A 17,874-nucleotide genomic window follows, 5' to 3' on the forward strand; every position below is an offset into this window, starting at 1 on the left:
AGGGGGGGAGGAAACAGTTTATTTCTGCAGGATCACTTCCGTCGGCTTGTTGTCCGCGTCAAAGGCGACCATGATGTTCTCGCTGCGGCTGGTCGGCACGTTGCGACCGACAAAGTCGGCACGGATGGGAAGGTCGCGGTGCCCGCGATCCACCAGTACGGCAAGCTGGATGCACGAGGGACGCCCCTGGTCGAAGATGGCGTCCATGGCGGCCCTAATGGTGCGGCCGGTGAAGAGGACGTCGTCCACCAGCACCACCTTCTTACCTTCCACGGAGAAGGGAAGCTCGGTCTTGCCGACCGGAAGGTGCTCATGGTGCCCCTTGATGTCGTCGCGGTACATGGTGATGTCCACGGCGCCGACCGGAACCTCGACCCCTTCGATCTCGCTCAGCCGGGTGCCGAGCTCCTGGGCCAGGTGCACGCCGCCGGTCCTGATGCCCACCAGCACGAGTCCCTCGACGCCCTTGTTCTTCTCGAGCACCTCATGGGCTATCCTGGTCAGGGCCCTTTTAACGCCGGTGCCATCCAGTATCACAGTGTTTTCAGCCATAAGAACCCCCTGTCATCGGCGTAAGCGCCTGTCGTGAATCGGTTTTGGTGCCGCGCCTGGGCGCGTAATTAAAAAGAGCCTTTCCGCGCAGGTGGGCGAAAAGGCTCTTCCTTTTGATAGTAAAAGAGTGCTTTATGCTTCACCTTTGCTAACCTCACGGGGCTAATTTAAAAGGCATCGGATAAATTTGAGACAAAGTAGCATCGAGGCTCATCGGAGTCAAGGAAAAGGAAGCCGTAAACAGACGGAATCCGATTAAGATTCACTTACAAATCTACAGCTACAGTACCTGTGTCTGGCTCAGCGATGCCGGGACATACCACTTCCGCTCCGGGAGTTCTCCTGCTCTCAATTCGACCGCCCTCGCCGTCCTTGCCATACCGAGGTCAAAATGCTATAAAGCTCGCACCGTTTTCGGAATAATACTGACTTTTTGCAGACAGTACCGGGCCTGCCCCGGCTCGCTGCATGGGTACAAAGGAAGAAGTGATGTTGACAGGAAAGCAGAAGAGGTTTCTCCGCGCACTCGGCCACGGCCTGAAGCCGGTGATCCAGGTGGGCAAGAGCGACGTCAGCGAAGCACTCATCAAGGAGACCGTGGAGGCGCTGGCCAGCCACGAACTGATCAAGGTGAAGGTGCTCGAGAGTTGCCTCATGGATCGCCACAGCGTGGCCGAAGAGCTTTGCGCCGCCTGCGAGGCGGAACTGGCGCAGGTGCTGGGGCGCACCCTCTTGCTCTACAAGCCGGCCAAGGAGCCGAAACTGGAGCTTCCCAAGGGAAAGTAAGCGCGGCAGAAGGGACTGGCTCCGTTAGGTGCCTGCCCCTTTAGCAGAACGCTCCTTTCAGCCAGCCACCCAGCACTAAGGGGACAGCCACCTGGCGGAGCAAGTCCCCTCAACAAAAAGCCTCCCCGGACACCGGGGAGGCTTTTTAATTTCAAAAAGGAACGAACTAGCGCAGCCCGGACGCGTTGAACAGGGCCGAGTACTTCATGTCCGTCCCCAGGATATGGTCCTGCAGCCAGCGCTTGAGGAATTCCAGGATCTCGGCCGTGAAGATGAGCCCCTGGTTGTCGACCCGGTTTTTCAGGTCCAGCGCCTTGGCCGCAAATTCTTCGTGCTCTCTCTTGTGTGCCTGGAACTCCGGGTACTGCAGTCTTTGCATGTAAGCCTCTTCGCTCTGGAAATGGCTGGTGACGTAGGTCACCATGGAGGCGATGATTTCCTTCTGCGCCTCCTTTCCCGCCCGCGCCATGTGCGCGTCGTGCAGCGAATTCAACATCTCCACCAGCTTCTTGTGCTGATCGTCAATCTCCTTAACCTTTACGCTCAGTGCATCACTCCATTCAAGATAAGCCATTCAGATCACCTCAACCGTATTGTTTTCCCTGAGCGCGTAATTATCACAGCTTTCATCTAAGGATCAAGTCACAGAATTGCACTTTTTCTGTTTACAGATACAGTGTCGCCCACTCCAGTGTCAGACCCTCTCGTATGGCTCGAACAGCCTCTTGAACTCGTCCAGTGCGAAGCGGTCGGTCATGCCGGCGATATAGTCGCAGATCACCCGCTCGCGCCCTTCACGCTCCATCTTCACCTGGTGCTTCATGGGGAGCAGCGTCGGATGTTTCAGGTAGACCTCGAACAATTCGGCCAGGTAGCGCTCGGCCTTGACCCGCATCCTCTCGACCTTGTAGTGGCGGTACAGGTTCTGGAACAGGAAGCGCTTGAGCTGCGCGTTGCGTTCGGTCATGGCGGGGCTGAAACTGACCACCGGGACGTTCACCCTTCTCAGGTCCTCCTGGCTCTCGATCTTCAGCTTGGCAAGGTTCTCCGCCGTGGTCTGCACAAGATCGTTGATCAGCACACCGATCAGGGCGCTCACGGTCTGGCATACGCCCCGCTCGACGTCCATGTCGGGGTATCTGGACATGATCCCCTCGTGCACCACGTTCCAGAGCTCCACTTTCTTGAGCTGGCCAAGATTGATGTACCCGGACTTCAGGCCGTCGTCGATGTCGTGGTTGTTGTATGCGATCTCGTCGGCGAAGTTGATGAGCTGCGCCTCTATGGTCGGGACGGTTCCGGGGAGGAATTCGGCGAAGATCGGGGCGGGGGAATCGTAGGGGGAGGAATGCTTGGCGATGCCTTCGCGCACCTCCCAGGAGAGGTTGAGGCCGTTGAAGCCGGGGTAACGCTCCTCCAGTTCGTCCACCACCCTCAGTGACTGCAGGTTGTGCTCGAAGCCGCCGCACCCGTCCATCAGGCGGTTCAGCACCTCCTCCCCGGTGTGCCCAAAGGGGGTGTGCCCGAGATCGTGGGCGAGGGCGAGCGCCTCGGTCAGCTCTTCGTTAAGCCCGAGCCTCCTCGCGATCCCCTTCCCTATCTGGGCCACTTCGAGCGAATGGGTGAGGCGGGTGCGGTAGTAATCCCCTTCGTGGTTGACGAAGACCTGGGTCTTGTACTCCAGGCGCCTGAAGGCGGCGCAGTGGATGATGCGGTCGCGATCCCGTTCGAAAGCGGGACGGTTGTCCCTGAATTCCTCATGGTACTTGCGTCCGCGGGATGTGGCACTGGTGGCCGCATAGCCGGCCAGGTCGCTGCGCTCCAAGGCATTGCCCTCTTTCATCCGCCCCCCTGCTCAAGTCAGTTAAAAGTAGGTAATTTATATACTGGCCGCCAACCCTGTCAACAGCAAACTTGATTGACCTTATCCATCCATCGTGCTAATAGAGCAGCTTGCGGCGTAATGTCATACACACCTGCCGCCCGACACGCTGCCACAGGATCAGACCCTGTGCAGAAGAGGGAGTTGTTCTTTTTATGACGTACCTAAACCGGAGATGCTCTTCATGCGGGTGATCGCGGGAAGCGCCCGCGGCCGCCAGCTTTTGGCCCCCAAAAACCAGCGGGTACGCCCGACCGCGGACCGCGTCAAGGAGGCGCTCTTCAGCATCCTGGTGAGTCGCCTGGGTGACCTGTCGGGCATGCGGGTACTGGACATCTTCGCCGGCACCGGCAACCTCGGCATCGAGGCGCTCAGCCGTGGCGCGGAAAGCGCGGTGTTCATCGACTCGCACCGGGAGTCCGCGGAGCTGATCCGCAAGAACCTGGAAGGGACCAGGCTCTCCGACCGGGCCAAGGTCGTGGTGCAGGAAGCCGCCGCGGCGGTAAGATGGCTCTCCCGCGGCGAGGCGGCCTTCCACCTGGTGTTCCTCGACCCACCCTACGCCGAGGGGCACACGCAAAGGTTGCTGGAGTTGCTGTCGACCTCGCCGCTCATCGATGCCGGCACCACCGTGGTCGCCGAGTTCTCCGCCAAAGAGGATGTACCAACCCGTTTCGGCAGGCTGGCTGAAAGCGAGCGCCGCATCTACGGCGACACCGCCCTCTCCTTCCTGACCCTTTCCGACAGAGGTGAACCGTGCCCTTGAGAGTGGCTGTCTATCCCGGCTCCTTCGACCCCGTAACCTACGGCCATCTGGACATCATCGACCGCGCCCTCAAGATCTTCGACGGCGTGATCGTGGCCGTTGCCAGAAACTCCGAGAAGAACGCCCTGTTCACGGTCCAGGAGCGGATCGACATGCTCACCGAGATCCTGAAGGACCGCCCGCAGGCGCGGGTGGAGACCTTCGAGGGGCTCTTGGTCGACTATGTGCGCCGCGCCGGCGCCACCGTGGTCATCCGCGGTCTGCGGGCGGTTTCCGACTTCGAGTTCGAGTTCCAGCTGGCGCAGATGAACCGCAACATCACCCGCGAGGTGGAGACGCTGTTCATGATGACCTCGGTCCCCTACAGCTACCTCTCCTCCTCCATCGTGAAAGAGGTGAGTCACCTGAACGGTCCGGTGGACAAGCTGGTGCCGCCGCTGGTGCAGGGCGCCCTGGACGCGAAGTTCAGGCCGGGGCGCTGACATGCCCGGCTGCCAGGTAGATCACGTTCAATAACAGAAAAGGCGCTTGCGGACAGCAGCGCCTTTTTTTTATTCCCGCAGGACTGTCACAGGAGGCCGTATGATCAGCAAGGATATGACCATCAGCGAAATCCTCAGGCGCTACCCGCAAACCCTCCCCGTCTTCGAGCGTTACGGCCTGGACTGCTACGACTGCCAGATCGCCGACTTCGAGCAACTGGAGCACGGCGCCACCGTGCACAAGGCCGACCTCAAGGCCCTGCTCGAGGAGTTGAACAAAAGCATCTCCTGAGCTCACCCGCCTAACCTTCTTTCTCAACATTTTAGCGACCACCCTTGCCCGTCCCCTCTCCCTGCGGGAGAGGGTGCCCGAAGGGCGGTGAGGGCTCTGCCGTTCCCTTCCCCCTTGTGGTTCTCCTGGTTCCCAAGCTCCAGCGTGGGAACTCATATGGCGCAAAGCTCCAGCTTTGCATCCGAGGGAGGTTGGAGCTTCGGAGATGCTTTGCGTTCCCAAGGCGGACCTTGGGAACGAGATCAAAAGCAAATCCCCCCCTGCCCCCCCTTCGCAAAGGGGGGCACCCTGGTGCACGTTCGGCGCTTCGCAGGTGTCACTATCCATGCTCCCGGAACTCTCCGAAGAACCTTTACAGACGCGTCGGTTCGATAACAGTAAACGCGATTTTAAAACAGGGTAAAACGATTGACCCTACCCCCAAAGCACCCTTGCCTGAAGGCCGCCGGACGTGCTACCCTCAGTCACCTCGCGGCGTTATCGATAGGATTAATTTTTTCTTGTTTTCACTATTTAAATTGACTTTTTACCAAAACTGAATAATTTTAGCCGAAGTAAAACGGTGGATTATTCGCCACAGGAGCAGCGCATGTCAGAGTACAACATCGGGTCGAGACTGAAGAAACTGCGACAGGCCCGGAAACTTACCCTGCAGGCGGTGGCCAACGAGACCGGTTTCTCCCCGGCCCTGATCTCGCAGATCGAGAACGACAACGTTTCCCCCCCGATAGCCACCCTCTCGAAGATCGCCAAGTTCTTCGACATCAAGCTGGCCCAACTGTTCAGCGAGGACGAGGATGACCGCAAGTGGGAGGTGGTGCGCGCGCACGAACGGCGCATCGTGCCCCGGGTGATCTCCAAGGAGGGGACCAAGCAGGGGTACTTCTACGAATCCCTCTCCTTCTACAAGCAGAACAAGAAGATGGACGCCTTCATGGTCACCCTGACCGAGAAGGCGCCGGAGGCCAACACATACAGCCATGACGGCGAGGAGTTCATCTACGTCATGAAAGGCAACGCCGATTTTCTCCTGGACGACAAGAAGATCACCCTGCACGAAGGGGATTCCCTCTATTTCGAATCGAGCATCGGGCACCGGCTTCTGAGCCACGACGGCAAAGAGGTGAGGGTTCTGGTGGTCGTGACGAAATAAATCACAAGCAGAACAGATTCAATGGCGGGCAGCCGCTCATCCTGTGGATCAAAGGAGGACGTACATGAGCAAGAAACTGGGAGCACTCGACTACCACTCCAATGGTAGAAAAGGGAAGATAGAAGTTATTGCCACCAAACCGTGCCAGACCGCGGCAGACCTGTCGCTTGCCTACTCGCCGGGTGTCGCCGAGCCCTGCCTCGCCATCCAGGAGAACCCCGACGACGCCTACAAGTACACCGCGAAGGGGAACCTGGTCGCGGTCGTCTCCAACGGCACCGCGGTGCTGGGCCTGGGCAACCTGGGGGCGCTGGCCGGCAAACCGGTCATGGAGGGGAAAGGCGTCCTCTTCAAGCGCTTCGCCGATATCGACGTTTTCGACATCGAGCTGAACACCGAGAACCCGGACGAGATCATCAAGGCGTGCCAGCTCCTGGAGCCGACCTTCGGCGGCATCAACCTGGAGGACATCAAGGCGCCCGAGTGCTTCTACATCGAGGAAGAGCTGAAAAAGACCATGAACATCCCGGTCTTCCACGACGACCAGCACGGCACCGCCATCATCTCCTCGGCCGCCCTTCTGAACGCGCTGCAGCTTACCGGCAAGAAGATCGAGGACATCCGCATCGTGGTGAACGGCGCCGGCGCCTCGGCCAACTCCTGCGCCAAGCTCGCCATCGCCCTGGGCGTCAAACCCAACAACATGATCATGTGCGACACCAAGGGGGTCATCTACAAGGGACGCGTGGAGGGGATGAACAAGTACAAGGAACTCTTCGCCGCCGACACCACGTTCCGCACCTTGGAGGAGGCTGCCAAAGGCGCCGATGTTCTCTTCGGCCTTTCCGCCAAAGGGGCCTTCACCCCTGAGATGATCCGCAGCATGGCGCCCAACCCGATCATCTTCGCCATGGCCAACCCCGACCCGGAAATCACCCCGGAGGAAGCGCACGCGGTGCGCGGCGACGTGATCATGGCCACCGGCCGAAGCGACTATCCCAACCAGGTCAACAATGTGCTCGGCTTCCCCTTCATCTTCCGCGGTGCGCTCGACGTCCGCGCCACGGCCATCAACGAGGAGATGAAGCTGGCCGCGGTGCACGCGCTGGCGAAGCTCGCCCAGGAGGAGGTCCCCGACTCCGTCTCCAAGGCCTACGGCAACGAGAAGTTCTCCTTCGGCGTGAACTATATCATCCCGAAGCCCTTCGACCCGCGCGTCCTCCTGCACGTGGCGCCGGCCATCGCCCAGGCGGCCATGGACACCGGCGTGGCGCGCCAGCCCATTGAGGACATGTCGAAATACATCGAGCAGCTGGAGTCGACCCAGGGGCGCTCCAAGGAGATCATGCGCACCATCATCAACAAGGCGAAGAGCGACCCCAAAAAGGTGGTCTTCCCCGAGGGTGACAACGAGAAGATCCTGCGCGCCGCCCAGATCCTGGTGGAAGAAGGGATCGCCCAGCCGGTCCTGGTGGGGGACAAGAAGAAGATCCAGCAGAAGATGGACGACCTGAATCTCGATCTCGACGTCCCCATCGTCGACCCGACCGAGAGCGAGCACACCGACGAGTACGCCCAGGAACTCTATCGCCGGCGCCAGAGAAAGGGACTCACCCTCTCGGAATGCCAGCGCATCATGCGCCGCAAGTCGCGCGTGCAGTTCTCCACCATGATGGTTGCCCAAGGGCACGCCGACACCCTCCTGGGCGGCATCGACACCCACTATCCCGAGACCATCCGTCCGGCGCTCCAGGTGCTCGGCAAGCAGGCCGGCCTTTCCAGCGTGCACGGCCTCTACATGATGGTGTTCAAAAAGGAGGTCTACTTCCTCGCCGACACTACGGTGACCATCGACCCCACCGCCGAGGAACTGGCCGAAACCGCCATCCTCGCCGCCGAGAAGGTCGCCATGCTGGGGGTCGAGCCGCGCATCGCCATGCTCTCCTTCTCCAACTTCGGCTCTGTGGACCACCCGCAGACCAGGAAGGTGAAGCGCGCCGTGGAACTGGTCAAGGAGCGCGCACCCAACCTGATCGTCGAAGGGGAAATGCAGGCCGACACCGCCGTGGTCCCCGAGCTTCTGGACGGCTTCACCTTCTCCAAACTGAAGACCCCGGCCAACGTGCTCATCTTCCCGGACCTCAACTCCGGCAACATCTGCTATAAGCTTTTGCGCCGCCTGGGTGGCGCCGAGGCCATCGGCCCCATCCTCATGGGGATGAACAAGCCGGTGCACGTGCTGCAGCGCGGCGATGACGTCAACGACGTCGTCAACATGGCCGCCATCGCGGTCGTGGACGTGCAGAACGCCTAGCCAGAGCGGCCTCCGCACGTATACCGGGCGGAGGCCGCTTTTCCTTGACTTGAGCGGAGTTTCGGCTTAAAAAACCGTTTTGCACATCTAACTACCAAGGAAACGGAGAACAATGACTCTTCTCGATAAAGTCCTGACCCACAATAAAAGATTCGTCCGTCCCGGAGCCTTTCCTCCCCTTCCCAAAGATCCCAAGAAGCAGCTTGCCATCTTCACCTGCATGGACACCCGGCTGGTCGACTTCCTCGAGCCCGCCATGGGGATCAAGCGCGGCGACGCCAAGGTGATCAAGAACGCGGGCAACACGCTGGTCGATCCCAACGGCGGCGTGATCCGCAGCCTCGTGGCCGCGGTGTTCCTGCTCGGCGTCGAGGAGATCTTCGTGATCGGCCACAAGGATTGCGGCATGGGGTCCGTGGACGTGCAGCAGCTCAAGGAAAAGATGGTGGAGCGCGGTGTCGATCCGGCCGCCATCGAGGCCCTGGACCCCGATCTCGGCCAGTGGGTGGGCGCCTTCAGCTGCCCGGAGGAGAACGTGGAGCGTGTCACCGGGATCATCCGCAACAGCCCGCTGATCCCCAAGGACGTGCCGGTGCATGGCCTCATCTTCTGCCCCAACGACGGTCACCTCGAAGTGGTGGTGCCCGGGTACTAAAGCCGTGAGGCCGTGCCCTGGGCCGGATTCATAAAGCCCGTGTCTCTCAGAGGAGAACGCGGGCTTTATTTTTGCCCGCGGCGATGGGCACACAGTCACAGCAACTGAACCAGCGGTTTTACCGATTGAATCAGGCTTTTCATCTTGACAAAAATCACTAAAACTTCTTAAAGTAACCGACGTAAAACAGCGACGGGAGCCTGCCTCGCAGCACAGGCACAAAATCCAGGAGAAAGAGCGTGAATAAGGCAGTAATCATTGCGGTAGCCCTCGTCCTCGGCGTGGCACTGGCCCTGACAGTGAGCAAGGTGGGACAGGTAAAAACCGTCACCGTTGGCGAGATCGGCAACAATCCCCAGATCTTCACCGAAACCATCACGCTTGCCGGTGTCATGGCCGGCTTCTCGCAGTACGACAAAGCGGTGATCGGCGTCATGGATCTCAAAGAGGCGCTGTGCAAAAACGGATGCGAGAAAGTCTACATCCCGGTGAAGTACCCGGCGCAGCCGCCGAAAGTCGGTGACGAGATCAGGGCGACCGGAAGGTTCACCAAGTACGAAAAAGGTTACATGTTCATCGCGGACAAACTGTCGGTGGTAAAGCACCATAACCTCGGCAGCTGAAGCCGCCGCCATGGCGGCATACCTCTATATAAGAAAAGCCTGCCCCGACCGGGGCAGGCTTTTTTGTTTTCCAGCCGTATGCGCCGCTACAGGATGGAGGCCCCGAAGGCGGATGCGGCCAGCTCGACTGCGATCTTGGCGGTCCGGTTGCTGTGATCGAGGATGGGGTTGATCTCCACGATGTCCATCGAACGTAGCAGCCCGGAGTCGGCGATGATCTCCATCAACAGCTGCGCTTCCCGGTAGGTGATCCCCCCCGGCGCGGTGGTACCCACCCCCGGCACCTCGAGCGGGTCCAGCCCGTCCAGGTCGAGGCTTACGTGCAGGCGGGTGCGGTGGGCCAGGCGGCCCAGCGCTTCGTGCGCGATGGCGGCCATCCCCCGCTCGTCGATGTCGCGCATGGTGTAGGCCTTGATGCCCGAGCCGCGCAGACGCAGCTTCTCCTGGGGATCGAGCTCACGCAGCCCGATCAGGATGATGTCCGAGGCGTGCAGCTTCGCCCCGACCCGCCCCACGTTGACCAGCTCCGGGAACCCCTCTCCCAGAAGGGCCGCCAGCGCCATGCCGTGGATATTGCCGGTCAGGGTGCTCTCGGGGGTGTTGTAATCGCCATGGGCGTCCACCCAGATCACCGCCGACGGCTCCTCGTCGGTCACCCCGCCGATGGAACCGATCGCCATGGAGTGGTCCCCCCCCATGAAGATGGGCATAACCCCCTGTGTCACGGCGCTGCGCCCGGCCTGGTACACCGTATCGCAGACCTGCCGGATGGATGGGAGGTAGCGCAGCTCCCGTTCCGCACCCAGCACGTCCCGCACCGGCACGGGCAGGTTGCCGATGTCCTCCACGATGTAACCCAATTCCGACAGCCGCGCCGAAAGCCCCGCATAGCGCAGCGCGCCCGGCCCCAGATCCACGCCGCGCTGCTCCTGCCCCAGATCGACCGGTACCCCTATCATCCTGATGCCGTTTTCCATGACGTGTGCCTTTCTCTTATCCGAGCTTCTTCAAGTGGTTCCAAAGGTTCACCACGAAGTCCTGCGCGTTGGTCAAAAGCCCCACCGCCTGCGCCGATCCCCTGTTGGCGAGCTTGTCCACCGAGAACTCCGCCATATCCACCACGTAGAAATAAACCGGCCTTACCCGCCCGTCGCCCTCGACCCGGTAGCTCGGCACCATGTTGCCGAAGGCGATGGAGTGCAGTTGGGTCGCGATGGCGAGGACCGTGGTCGCCTTCCTGGCGTGCACCCGCATCGCGTCCTGGGCCTGGTAGGCATCGGGGATCACCTCCGGCAGCGGTCCGTCGTCGCGGATGGAGCCGGCCAGTACGAAGGGGATCTTCTTTTTGGTGCAGGCGTACATGATGCCGTCATCGAGCCCCAGCTTCTCGATGGTCTGCGGGATGCCGCCGGCCTGGCGCGCCTGGTTGATGATGTCCAGGTGGTTGTAGTGCCCCATGGGCATGATGGCCTGGGTGTAGATGTTCTGCCCCAGTCCGGTGCGAAAGCGCGCCGCCTCGAGGTCGTGGGTGGCCAGGGCATTGCCCGCCAGGAGCGCGTGACAGTAGCCCGCCTCGATCAGCCCCTGCATGGCGTTCCGGCAATCCATGTCGAAGGCCACCGCCGGTCCCAAGACCCAGACGATGTAGCCGTGGTCGCGATCGTGGCGCAGCACCTGGTACAGCTCGTCATAGGAGCGGGAAAACGGGGTCTCCCTGGTGCCGCGGCTTCGGAAGGAGAACTTGTCGGCAAAGGGCTCCGCGAGATTCAAAAAGCCGCCGATATGGAGATAGATCCCCTCCTCGCCGTTCTCGGTCCGCCCGATCACCACCTGGTCGCCCCGGCGCACCCGGCGCGGCTCCACCACGTCGATCTCCCTGTCACGCAGGACCATGACGCAGTCCATCCGGCTCTGCGGCGCGAGCAGCCACTCCCCTCCCCCGAGATGCACGTACTCCGGGTGGTTCGACGTGGCATGGTAGTTCTCCGGGAGCACGCCGTCGGCGGGTGCGGGCGCGGTCTTGGCCGCCGGCGCAGCCGCCAGCTTGGGGCGGCGGAAGTCTGGAGGGTTGTACGAAGGGATCACGTCGCTATGAAGAGACATACGCTGCTCCTTTTGTGTCAAGTGTGGAAAACTCGCCTTTCGTGACGACTGCAAACTTTAGCACGGGTGCATCCGCTGACAACATCGATTCCATTGTTTTCCTCTTGTATAGAAGTTTACCAATTCGTTCTCAAGTTCGCTCACAGATGAACCGATATCATTATCTATCTTTGCAGAAAGCCTGATTTGGGCAAACCAAGAAGGAGCTTGCTATGAATTATTGGATGAACCTGAAAGTAAAAACCAAGTCTCTTTGCCTCGTAGCCATCGCGGTAGTCACGCTGGTCCTCATAGCGGGAGCAAGCCTGCAGAAGATGGGGGCCCTCTCTGCGGATCAAGAGGACATGAACACATCCGTTATCCATGTTGCCATGCTCAATGATATGAAGAACGATCTTCTGGCGATCAGGCTGGACCTGGTTTACATGATGCTGCTCGAGGATCCGACCCTGATCAAGGCAAGGGCTGACGACTTAGAAGTACGAAAGCAGCGTATCGAGGAAACGCGAGCGAGGTTTCTGAAATACAATCTGGATGCCAACGAGAAGCGCCTGATCGCCGTGTTCAAACAGGGATACGACGAATACCTGGTGCAAGGAACCAAGCTGCAGCAGATGACCCAGCAAAGCGTGGGTAATGTCGAAGCACGCAAGGAAACCGTAGCCTTCGCAACCGGCTCCGTTGCGCCGCTCTACAAGAAACCGGCGGATGCGATCAGCGAACTGGTGGCGGGCAACGAGAAGGACGCCAAGGACCTGTATGAGCGCGATCTGGCGGCCTATCACTCCTCGCAGATCTTCATGGTGGTCCTTACCGCAGTTGCCGCACTGTTCATGGGACTGGTGGGTCTGCTCATTGCCAACTCCATCAGCAAGCCGCTCCAGATGGTCTTCGACACCCTGGCCCAGGTGGCGGGCGGCGACCTCACCGCCCGCTCCAGCATCACGACCCGCGATGAGATGGGGATGCTGGCAGCGGAAGTGAACGAGATGGCGCAGAAATTAAACGAGACCATGAACCAGGTGGTGGCCAACAGCCTCCAGGTCGCCTCCGCGGCCAACGACCTGCACAGCACCTCGGAGCAGATCGCCACCGGGGCCGAGGAGGTCGCGTCCCAGACCAGCACCGTGGCCACCGCCAGCGAGGAGATGGCGGCCACCTCCGCGGACATCGCGCAGAGCTGCCACCGGGCGGCCGAGGGCGGCGAGCAGGCAACCGGTCGTGCCCAGGCAGGAAGGGCCGTCGTCGAGCAGACCGTGCAGGTAATGAGCAGGATCGCGGATCAGGTGAAGACGTCGGCGGCGACCGTGGCAGGGCTGGGCGAGCGCAGCGACCAGATCGGCGCCATCATAGGGACCATCGAAGATATCGCGGACCAGACCAACCTCCTGGCGCTGAACGCCGCCATCGAGGCGGCGCGGGCCGGCGAGCAGGGACGCGGCTTTGCCGTGGTGGCGGACGAGGTGCGGGCACTGGCCGAGCGCACCACCCGCGCCACCCGCGAAATCGGCGAGATGATCAAGTCGATCCAGAGTGAAACCCGCGATGCCGTGGGAGCCATGGAGGAAGGCGTGCGCGAGGTGGAAAACGGCACCCGCGAGGCGGCCAAATCGGGTGAGTCGCTGCAGGAGATCTTGAGGCAGATCAGCGAGGTTACCGAGCAGGTGAACCAGATCGCCACGGCGGCCGAGGAGCAGACGGCGACCACGGGCGAGATCACCAACAACATCATGCAGATCACCGATGTGGTGCAGGAGACCTCTCGAGGAGCGCATACCTGCGCCAACGCCGCCAGCAACCTCGCTTCTCTCTCGCAGGACCTGCAGCGCTTGGTCGGTCAATTCAGGCTGGCCTGATTACATTACACGCTGACACGAAAGACGGCGGCCTGATGGGGAGTCAATCCTCATTCGGCCGCCGTTTTCGTTTCAAGGTTGGGAAGGCACTACCGTTGCCGGCGACCTTGGTGATGCACCTCGGACTGCGCCGATGGAGCACCAGGGGAACAGGGATGTGCTACGTGGACGAGCCACCCTGCTTTTCCAGCATGATGTGCAGCATGGTCTGGTCGGCAAGGGCCATGCCGTGGTCGGTGATCCGGCTCAGGTTGCGGATGGTCTCCTCCGCGCTCCTCCCCACGAAACCCTCTTCCTCAGTGATGCCATGGCCGGAAAGCGCCATGTAGGCGGCGCGGATGGAAGCATCGGTAGAGCTGACGACCTTCAGCGCGCACCCCCCCTTGGCGCCGTCGCAAAGCATCCCCCCGATGTCGGAGATGATGGTGTTCACGGCCAGGTTCATCTTGGCGAGGTCCTTGCCCGCCTGCTGGTACACGATAGCGACCGCGGCGCCGACCCCGGCCGCGATGGCGCAGCCGCAGATGGGTGCCAGGTCGCCGGTGTGGCACTTGATGTAGGCGTTCACCAGGTGCGAAAGCGCGATGCTCTTCAAGATGGTCTCCTCCGGGATGCGGAAGAAGAGCCCCACGTTATAGGGGACCAGGATGGCCACGATGCCCTGGTTGCCGCTGCCGCCGCTGGACATGACCGGGTAGGAGAGCCCCGCCATGCGTGCATCCGAGGCGGAGGCGGTGAGGATCTTGCTGGAAGAGACCACGTCGGAGAGGAGAAAGCCTTTGCGCACCAGTTCCTCGACGTAGTAGCCCACCTTGGTGAGCGCCTTCCCTGCCTCGGCGACCCGCAGGTTCATCTCCACGCCCCGCTTCAGGTAGGCCAGGTCCTCCTGGTCCACGTCCTCCAGCAGGTCCACCAACTGGGCCAGCGTCATCTCCTTCAGTGCTGCGCGGTACTGGTGACTGTCCTCGCCCCCCTGTTCCTGTTCGCTGCTCAAAAGAACGGTGCCGTCGCGCTCCAACCGCACCAGGTTGGTGTGACCGCCGGCCAGCACGGCCCGCGCCACTCTGCCCCCCTTCTCCACGGTGACGTCGATGTAGAAGCCTCGCTGCGCCTCGGCCAGGGATACCGAGGCCTGCCCACCGGACACCAGCAGCTTCGCCTGTTGCAACAACTCCGGCCGCGTCCCAGAGAGGATCTCCATCTTCAGCTCCGGGCGGGCGATCAGCGCCCCCAGCGCGGCCGCGATCACGTTGCCCTTCACCCCGCCGGTCTCCGGGACGGTAACGGCGAAGCCGTTCTTGAAAACGCCGGCATCGGCGCTCACCGTCACCCGCTCCAGTTCCCCGTCCAGTTGCGCCGCAGCGAGGCTCGCGGCATAGGCAACGGCGATCGGCTCGGTGCACCCCAGCGCCGGGAAAACTTCATGCTTGATCACTTCTCGATACAGCCCCATATCCTCTCCTAACGCACTGCGGGTTCAAACCGACCGCTTCAGCGAGCACAGACGTGGCTCTTTGCGGCTCCCTTTATACCTGCAAGGCGCGGGCAAAAGCAACGCATTTCCACCCAAACAAGGTGGAAATACCGCCCTCGCGACGACAGCCGGCGCTGCGGCTCAAAGCCCCAGAAATAACTTTACAATCAGAGGTCGAATCTATATATTTCATGAGTTAATCTCCGCCCGATAAAGGACAATATGGTACTCGAGCATATCCGCAATTTTTCCATCATCGCCCACATCGATCACGGCAAATCCACCCTCGCCGACCGTCTTCTCGAATTCACCGGCACCCTCTCCGCACGCGAGAAGCAGGACCAGTTCCTCGACAAGATGGACCTGGAACGGGAACGCGGCATCACCATCAAGGCCCAGACCGTCCGTCTCAACTACCGGGCCGAAGACGGCAAGGATTACGTCCTCAACCTGATCGACACCCCGGGACACGTCGACTTCACCTACGAGGTCTCCCGCTCGCTGACCGCCTGCGAAGGCGGCCTGCTGGTGGTGGACGCCTCCCAAGGGGTCGAGGCGCAGACCCTGGCCAACGTGTACCTGGCCCTGGACGCGAACCTCGAGGTCTTCGTGGTGCTGAACAAGATCGACCTCCCCGCCGCCGAACCGGAGCGGGTCAAGGCGGAGATCGAAGAGATCATCGGCCTCGACACCCATGACGCCGTGCTCGCCAGCGCGAAAGAAGGGATCGGCACCAAGGAGATCCTGGAAGAGATCGTCAAGAAGATCCCGCCGCCGCAGGGTGACCCCAACAAGCCGCTCAAGGCGCTGTTGTTCGACTCGTGGTACGACCAGTACCAGGGGGTCATCATTCTGGTGCGCATCGTGGACGGCACCGTGAAAAAGGGCGACAAGATCCAGCTCATGTCGAACCGGAAGAACTACGAGGTGCTGAAGGCCGGCGTCTTCTCTCCCGACATGCGCGAAGTGGCGGCGCTTACCGCCGGCGAGGTAGGTTTCATCATCGCCGGGATCAGGGAAGTGGCCGACGCCAAGGTAGGCGACACCGTCACCCTGGTGCACAACCCGTGCGACGCTGCGCTCCCCGGCTACAAGGAAGTGAAGCCGATGGTGTTCTCCGGGCTCTACCCGATCGACACCTCGCAGTACGAGAGCCTGCGCGACGCGCTGGCGAAACTCAAGCTGAACGACTCCTCCTTCTCCTACGACCCCGAAACCTCGCTCGCGCTCGGCTTCGGCTTCCGCTGCGGCTTTTTGGGTCTGTTGCACATGGAGATCATCCAGGAGCGCCTGGAGCGCGAGTTCAACCTCGAACTGATCACCACCGCCCCCACCGTCGTCTACCGCGTGCACGGCACCGACGGCAACATGGTCCATATCCAGAGCGCGAACCAGCTCCCGCCCACCCAGGAGATCGCCTACGTCGAGGAGCCGTTCATCCTGGCCTCGATCCACGTCCCGAACGAATTCGTGGGGGGCATCCTCGCCCTGTGCGAGGAGAAGCGCGGCGTGCAGCGCGAGATCAAGTACCTGACCCCGACCCGCGTCATGGTGGTCTACGAGCTGCCGCTCAACGAGGTGGTCCTCGACTTCTACGACCGCCTGAAATCGATCACCAAAGGGTACGCGTCGCTCGACTACGAACTGCTGGACTACCGCCAGAGTGAGCTGGTACGCCTCAACATCATGATCAACGGCGAGGTGGTCGACGCCCTGTCGCTGATCATCCACAAGGACAAGGCCTACTACAGAGGCCGTGAACTGGTCTCCAAGATGAAGGAGCTGATCCCGCGCCAGATGTTCGAGATCGCCATCCAGGCGGCGGTAGGCACCAAGGTCATCGCCCGCGAGACCGTGAAGGCGATGCGAAAGGACGTCCTCGCCAAGTGCTACGGCGGCGACATCACCAGAAAGCGCAAACTCCTGGAGAAGCAGAAGGAAGGGAAGAAGCGCATGAAGAACGTGGGCAACGTGGAACTGCCGCAAGAGGCGTTTTTGGCCATCCTTAAAGTTGAAGGTTAATCGTAATCAAGGAAGGCTTACCCCCTCCCATCCACCTAAAAGGACGCAACCGAGAATGGAAGATTACAAGAACGTTGTCGAAGATAAACCCGCCGAACCGGCCAAAGAAGTGAAGCCCGCCCAGGGCAAACATATTGTCCGCGAGTACATCGAATCGATCATAATCGCGGTGCTGCTCGCCATGGTCATTCGCACTTTCGTGGTGCAGGCATTCAAGATCCCGTCCGGCTCCATGGAAGACACCCTGGCCATCGGAGACCACCTGCTGGTCAACAAGTTCATCTACGGCACCAAGATTCCCGGCCTCGACGGTCGCATCCTCAAGATCCGCGACCCCAAACAGGGCGATGTCATCGTCTTCGAGTATCCCGAAGATCCGACCAAGGACTTCATCAAGCGCGTCATCGGCGTTCCCGGCGATGTAGTCGAGGTGAAGAACAAACGCGTCTACGTGAACGGGAAGCTCTATGCGAACCCGCACGAAGTGCACAAGGAGCCGGATACCGTTCCCAAAGAGTACAACCCGAGGGACTTCAAGGATCCCGTCACCGTTCCTCCCAACTCCTACTTCGTGATGGGCGACAACCGCGACCGTTCCTACGACAGCCGCTTCTGGGGGTTCGTGAAGAACGACAAGATCAAGGGTCTGGCCTTCATCAAATACTGGTCCTGGGACAAGGACAAGATGCGCCCCCGCTTCGGCGCCATCGGCAAGCTCATCGACTAACGGCCGTTCAACGTTCGACGTTAGACCTCTCCTCAAAAGGGGCTCCTCTGCAGCAAGAGGGGCCCTTTTCATTTTGTGCCCCATCCTATTTAAGGGGATGAAGGGGATGAAGGGGATAAAGGGGATAACGACCAAAGAACATGGCACGGGCTCCAACGGCCTGTCCTCTTTGTCTTTCTGTTTATCC

General features: G+C 60.8%; 17 protein-coding genes. 11 read left to right on the plus strand and 6 right to left on the minus strand.

Annotated features, from left to right (window positions below; all coding sequences use genetic code 11):
* Positions 1-18: 18 nt before the first annotated feature.
* Positions 19-552 carry a bifunctional pyr operon transcriptional regulator/uracil phosphoribosyltransferase PyrR gene (pyrR, locus tag KP004_RS11190; RefSeq protein ID WP_216798628.1) on the minus strand — a complete coding sequence of 178 codons (534 nt, stop codon included), beginning with the start codon at positions 550-552 and terminating at the stop codon, positions 19-21.
* 489 nt (positions 553-1,041) lie between these two features.
* On the opposite strand from pyrR, the gene yhbY reads away from it, so the two are divergent.
* The gene (gene yhbY, locus KP004_RS11195; protein WP_216798629.1) at positions 1,042-1,338 is read left to right on the plus strand and encodes a ribosome assembly RNA-binding protein YhbY; all 297 of its coding nucleotides are present in this window, start codon (positions 1,042-1,044) and stop codon (positions 1,336-1,338) included.
* Positions 1,339-1,504: 166 nt separating this feature from the next.
* Here the strand turns inward: yhbY and KP004_RS11200 are convergent, their stop codons facing one another.
* Together KP004_RS11200 and KP004_RS11205 are read right to left on the minus strand one after the other, a co-directional pair.
* Positions 1,505-1,912 carry a bacteriohemerythrin gene (locus KP004_RS11200; protein WP_216798630.1) on the minus strand — a complete coding sequence of 136 codons (408 nt, stop codon included), beginning with the start codon at positions 1,910-1,912 and terminating at the stop codon, positions 1,505-1,507.
* A 120-nt stretch (positions 1,913-2,032) separates the two neighbouring features.
* Positions 2,033-3,181, minus strand: coding sequence for a deoxyguanosinetriphosphate triphosphohydrolase (locus KP004_RS11205; protein ID WP_216798631.1), 1,149 nt, complete (start codon positions 3,179-3,181; stop codon positions 2,033-2,035).
* A gap of 223 nt (positions 3,182-3,404) precedes the next feature.
* On the opposite strand from KP004_RS11205, the gene rsmD reads away from it, so the two are divergent.
* The 7 genes from rsmD (at position 3,405) to KP004_RS11240 (ending at position 9,505) form a co-directional block, all read left to right on the plus strand.
* Complete coding sequence (gene rsmD, locus KP004_RS11210) at positions 3,405-3,986, plus strand: 16S rRNA (guanine(966)-N(2))-methyltransferase RsmD (protein ID WP_216798632.1); 582 nt, start codon at positions 3,405-3,407, stop codon at positions 3,984-3,986.
* The gene (coaD, locus tag KP004_RS11215) at positions 3,977-4,468 is read left to right on the plus strand and encodes a pantetheine-phosphate adenylyltransferase (RefSeq protein ID WP_216798633.1); all 492 of its coding nucleotides are present in this window, start codon (positions 3,977-3,979) and stop codon (positions 4,466-4,468) included. Before rsmD ends, coaD begins: the two co-directional genes overlap by 10 nt.
* A 100-nt stretch (positions 4,469-4,568) precedes the next feature.
* A complete protein-coding gene (locus KP004_RS11220; RefSeq protein ID WP_216798634.1) occupies positions 4,569-4,760 on the plus strand; it encodes a DUF1858 domain-containing protein in 192 nt (63 codons plus the stop codon).
* Positions 4,761-5,349: 589 nt separating this feature from the next.
* Positions 5,350-5,913, plus strand: a complete 564-nt coding sequence (locus tag KP004_RS11225; RefSeq protein ID WP_216798635.1) for a helix-turn-helix domain-containing protein — start codon at positions 5,350-5,352, stop codon at positions 5,911-5,913.
* Positions 5,914-5,977: 64 nt separating this feature from the next.
* Positions 5,978-8,227: an NADP-dependent malic enzyme gene (locus tag KP004_RS11230; RefSeq protein ID WP_216798636.1), complete on the plus strand. Its 2,250-nt coding sequence runs from the start codon at positions 5,978-5,980 to the stop codon at positions 8,225-8,227.
* 112 nt (positions 8,228-8,339) lie between these two features.
* Positions 8,340-8,882 (plus strand): beta-class carbonic anhydrase, encoded by a 543-nt coding sequence (locus tag KP004_RS11235; protein ID WP_216798637.1) that lies wholly within the window; start codon positions 8,340-8,342, stop codon positions 8,880-8,882.
* A 239-nt stretch (positions 8,883-9,121) separates the two neighbouring features.
* The gene (locus KP004_RS11240) at positions 9,122-9,505 is read left to right on the plus strand and encodes a hypothetical protein (RefSeq protein WP_216798638.1); all 384 of its coding nucleotides are present in this window, start codon (positions 9,122-9,124) and stop codon (positions 9,503-9,505) included.
* An 86-nt stretch (positions 9,506-9,591) separates the two neighbouring features.
* Here KP004_RS11240 and rocF read toward each other — a convergent pair whose 3' ends face one another.
* Positions 9,592-10,482 carry an arginase gene (rocF, locus tag KP004_RS11245; RefSeq protein WP_216798639.1) on the minus strand — a complete coding sequence of 297 codons (891 nt, stop codon included), beginning with the start codon at positions 10,480-10,482 and terminating at the stop codon, positions 9,592-9,594.
* A 16-nt stretch (positions 10,483-10,498) separates the two neighbouring features.
* On the minus strand, positions 10,499-11,608 hold the full coding sequence (locus KP004_RS11250; protein WP_216798640.1) for a putative NPN-dependent ornithine cyclodeaminase: 1,110 nt from the start codon (positions 11,606-11,608) through the stop codon (positions 10,499-10,501).
* 212 nt (positions 11,609-11,820) lie between these two features.
* Here KP004_RS11250 and KP004_RS11255 point away from each other — a divergent pair, with 212 nt between their 5' ends.
* A complete protein-coding gene (locus KP004_RS11255; protein ID WP_216798641.1) occupies positions 11,821-13,464 on the plus strand; it encodes a methyl-accepting chemotaxis protein in 1,644 nt (547 codons plus the stop codon).
* A 160-nt stretch (positions 13,465-13,624) separates the two neighbouring features.
* Here KP004_RS11255 and KP004_RS11260 read toward each other — a convergent pair whose 3' ends face one another.
* Positions 13,625-14,917, minus strand: a complete 1,293-nt coding sequence (locus KP004_RS11260; RefSeq protein WP_216798642.1) for an L-cysteine desulfidase family protein — start codon at positions 14,915-14,917, stop codon at positions 13,625-13,627.
* A gap of 243 nt (positions 14,918-15,160) precedes the next feature.
* Between KP004_RS11260 and lepA the strand changes: the two genes are divergently transcribed.
* Entirely contained in the window at positions 15,161-16,960 is a 1,800-nt protein-coding gene (lepA, locus tag KP004_RS11265; RefSeq protein WP_216798643.1) for a translation elongation factor 4, read from the plus strand.
* Between the two features lie 55 nt (positions 16,961-17,015).
* The gene (gene lepB / locus KP004_RS11270) at positions 17,016-17,687 is read left to right on the plus strand and encodes a signal peptidase I (RefSeq protein WP_216798644.1); all 672 of its coding nucleotides are present in this window, start codon (positions 17,016-17,018) and stop codon (positions 17,685-17,687) included.
* The last annotated feature ends 187 nt before the right edge of the window (positions 17,688-17,874 follow it).

The organism is Geomonas oryzisoli (genome assembly GCF_018986915.1).
GTDB lineage: Bacteria > Desulfobacterota > Desulfuromonadia > Geobacterales > Geobacteraceae > Geomonas > Geomonas oryzisoli.

Coding starts and splice junctions, on each gene's coding strand:
- pyrR (WP_216798628.1), bottom strand. CDS start 552: ATGGCTGAAAACACTGTGATACTGGATGGCACCGGCGTTAAAAGGGCC.
- yhbY (WP_216798629.1), top strand. CDS start 1,042: ATGTTGACAGGAAAGCAGAAGAGGTTTCTCCGCGCACTCGGCCACGGC.
- KP004_RS11200 (WP_216798630.1), bottom strand. CDS start 1,912: ATGGCTTATCTTGAATGGAGTGATGCACTGAGCGTAAAGGTTAAGGAG.
- KP004_RS11205 (WP_216798631.1), bottom strand. CDS start 3,181: ATGAAAGAGGGCAATGCCTTGGAGCGCAGCGACCTGGCCGGCTATGCG.
- rsmD (WP_216798632.1), top strand. CDS start 3,405: ATGCGGGTGATCGCGGGAAGCGCCCGCGGCCGCCAGCTTTTGGCCCCC.
- KP004_RS11220 (WP_216798634.1), top strand. CDS start 4,569: ATGATCAGCAAGGATATGACCATCAGCGAAATCCTCAGGCGCTACCCG.
- KP004_RS11225 (WP_216798635.1), top strand. CDS start 5,350: ATGTCAGAGTACAACATCGGGTCGAGACTGAAGAAACTGCGACAGGCC.
- KP004_RS11230 (WP_216798636.1), top strand. CDS start 5,978: ATGAGCAAGAAACTGGGAGCACTCGACTACCACTCCAATGGTAGAAAA.
- KP004_RS11235 (WP_216798637.1), top strand. CDS start 8,340: ATGACTCTTCTCGATAAAGTCCTGACCCACAATAAAAGATTCGTCCGT.
- rocF (WP_216798639.1), bottom strand. CDS start 10,482: ATGGAAAACGGCATCAGGATGATAGGGGTACCGGTCGATCTGGGGCAG.
- KP004_RS11250 (WP_216798640.1), bottom strand. CDS start 11,608: ATGTCTCTTCATAGCGACGTGATCCCTTCGTACAACCCTCCAGACTTC.
- KP004_RS11255 (WP_216798641.1), top strand. CDS start 11,821: ATGAATTATTGGATGAACCTGAAAGTAAAAACCAAGTCTCTTTGCCTC.
- KP004_RS11260 (WP_216798642.1), bottom strand. CDS start 14,917: ATGGGGCTGTATCGAGAAGTGATCAAGCATGAAGTTTTCCCGGCGCTG.
- lepA (WP_216798643.1), top strand. CDS start 15,161: ATGGTACTCGAGCATATCCGCAATTTTTCCATCATCGCCCACATCGAT.
- lepB (WP_216798644.1), top strand. CDS start 17,016: ATGGAAGATTACAAGAACGTTGTCGAAGATAAACCCGCCGAACCGGCC.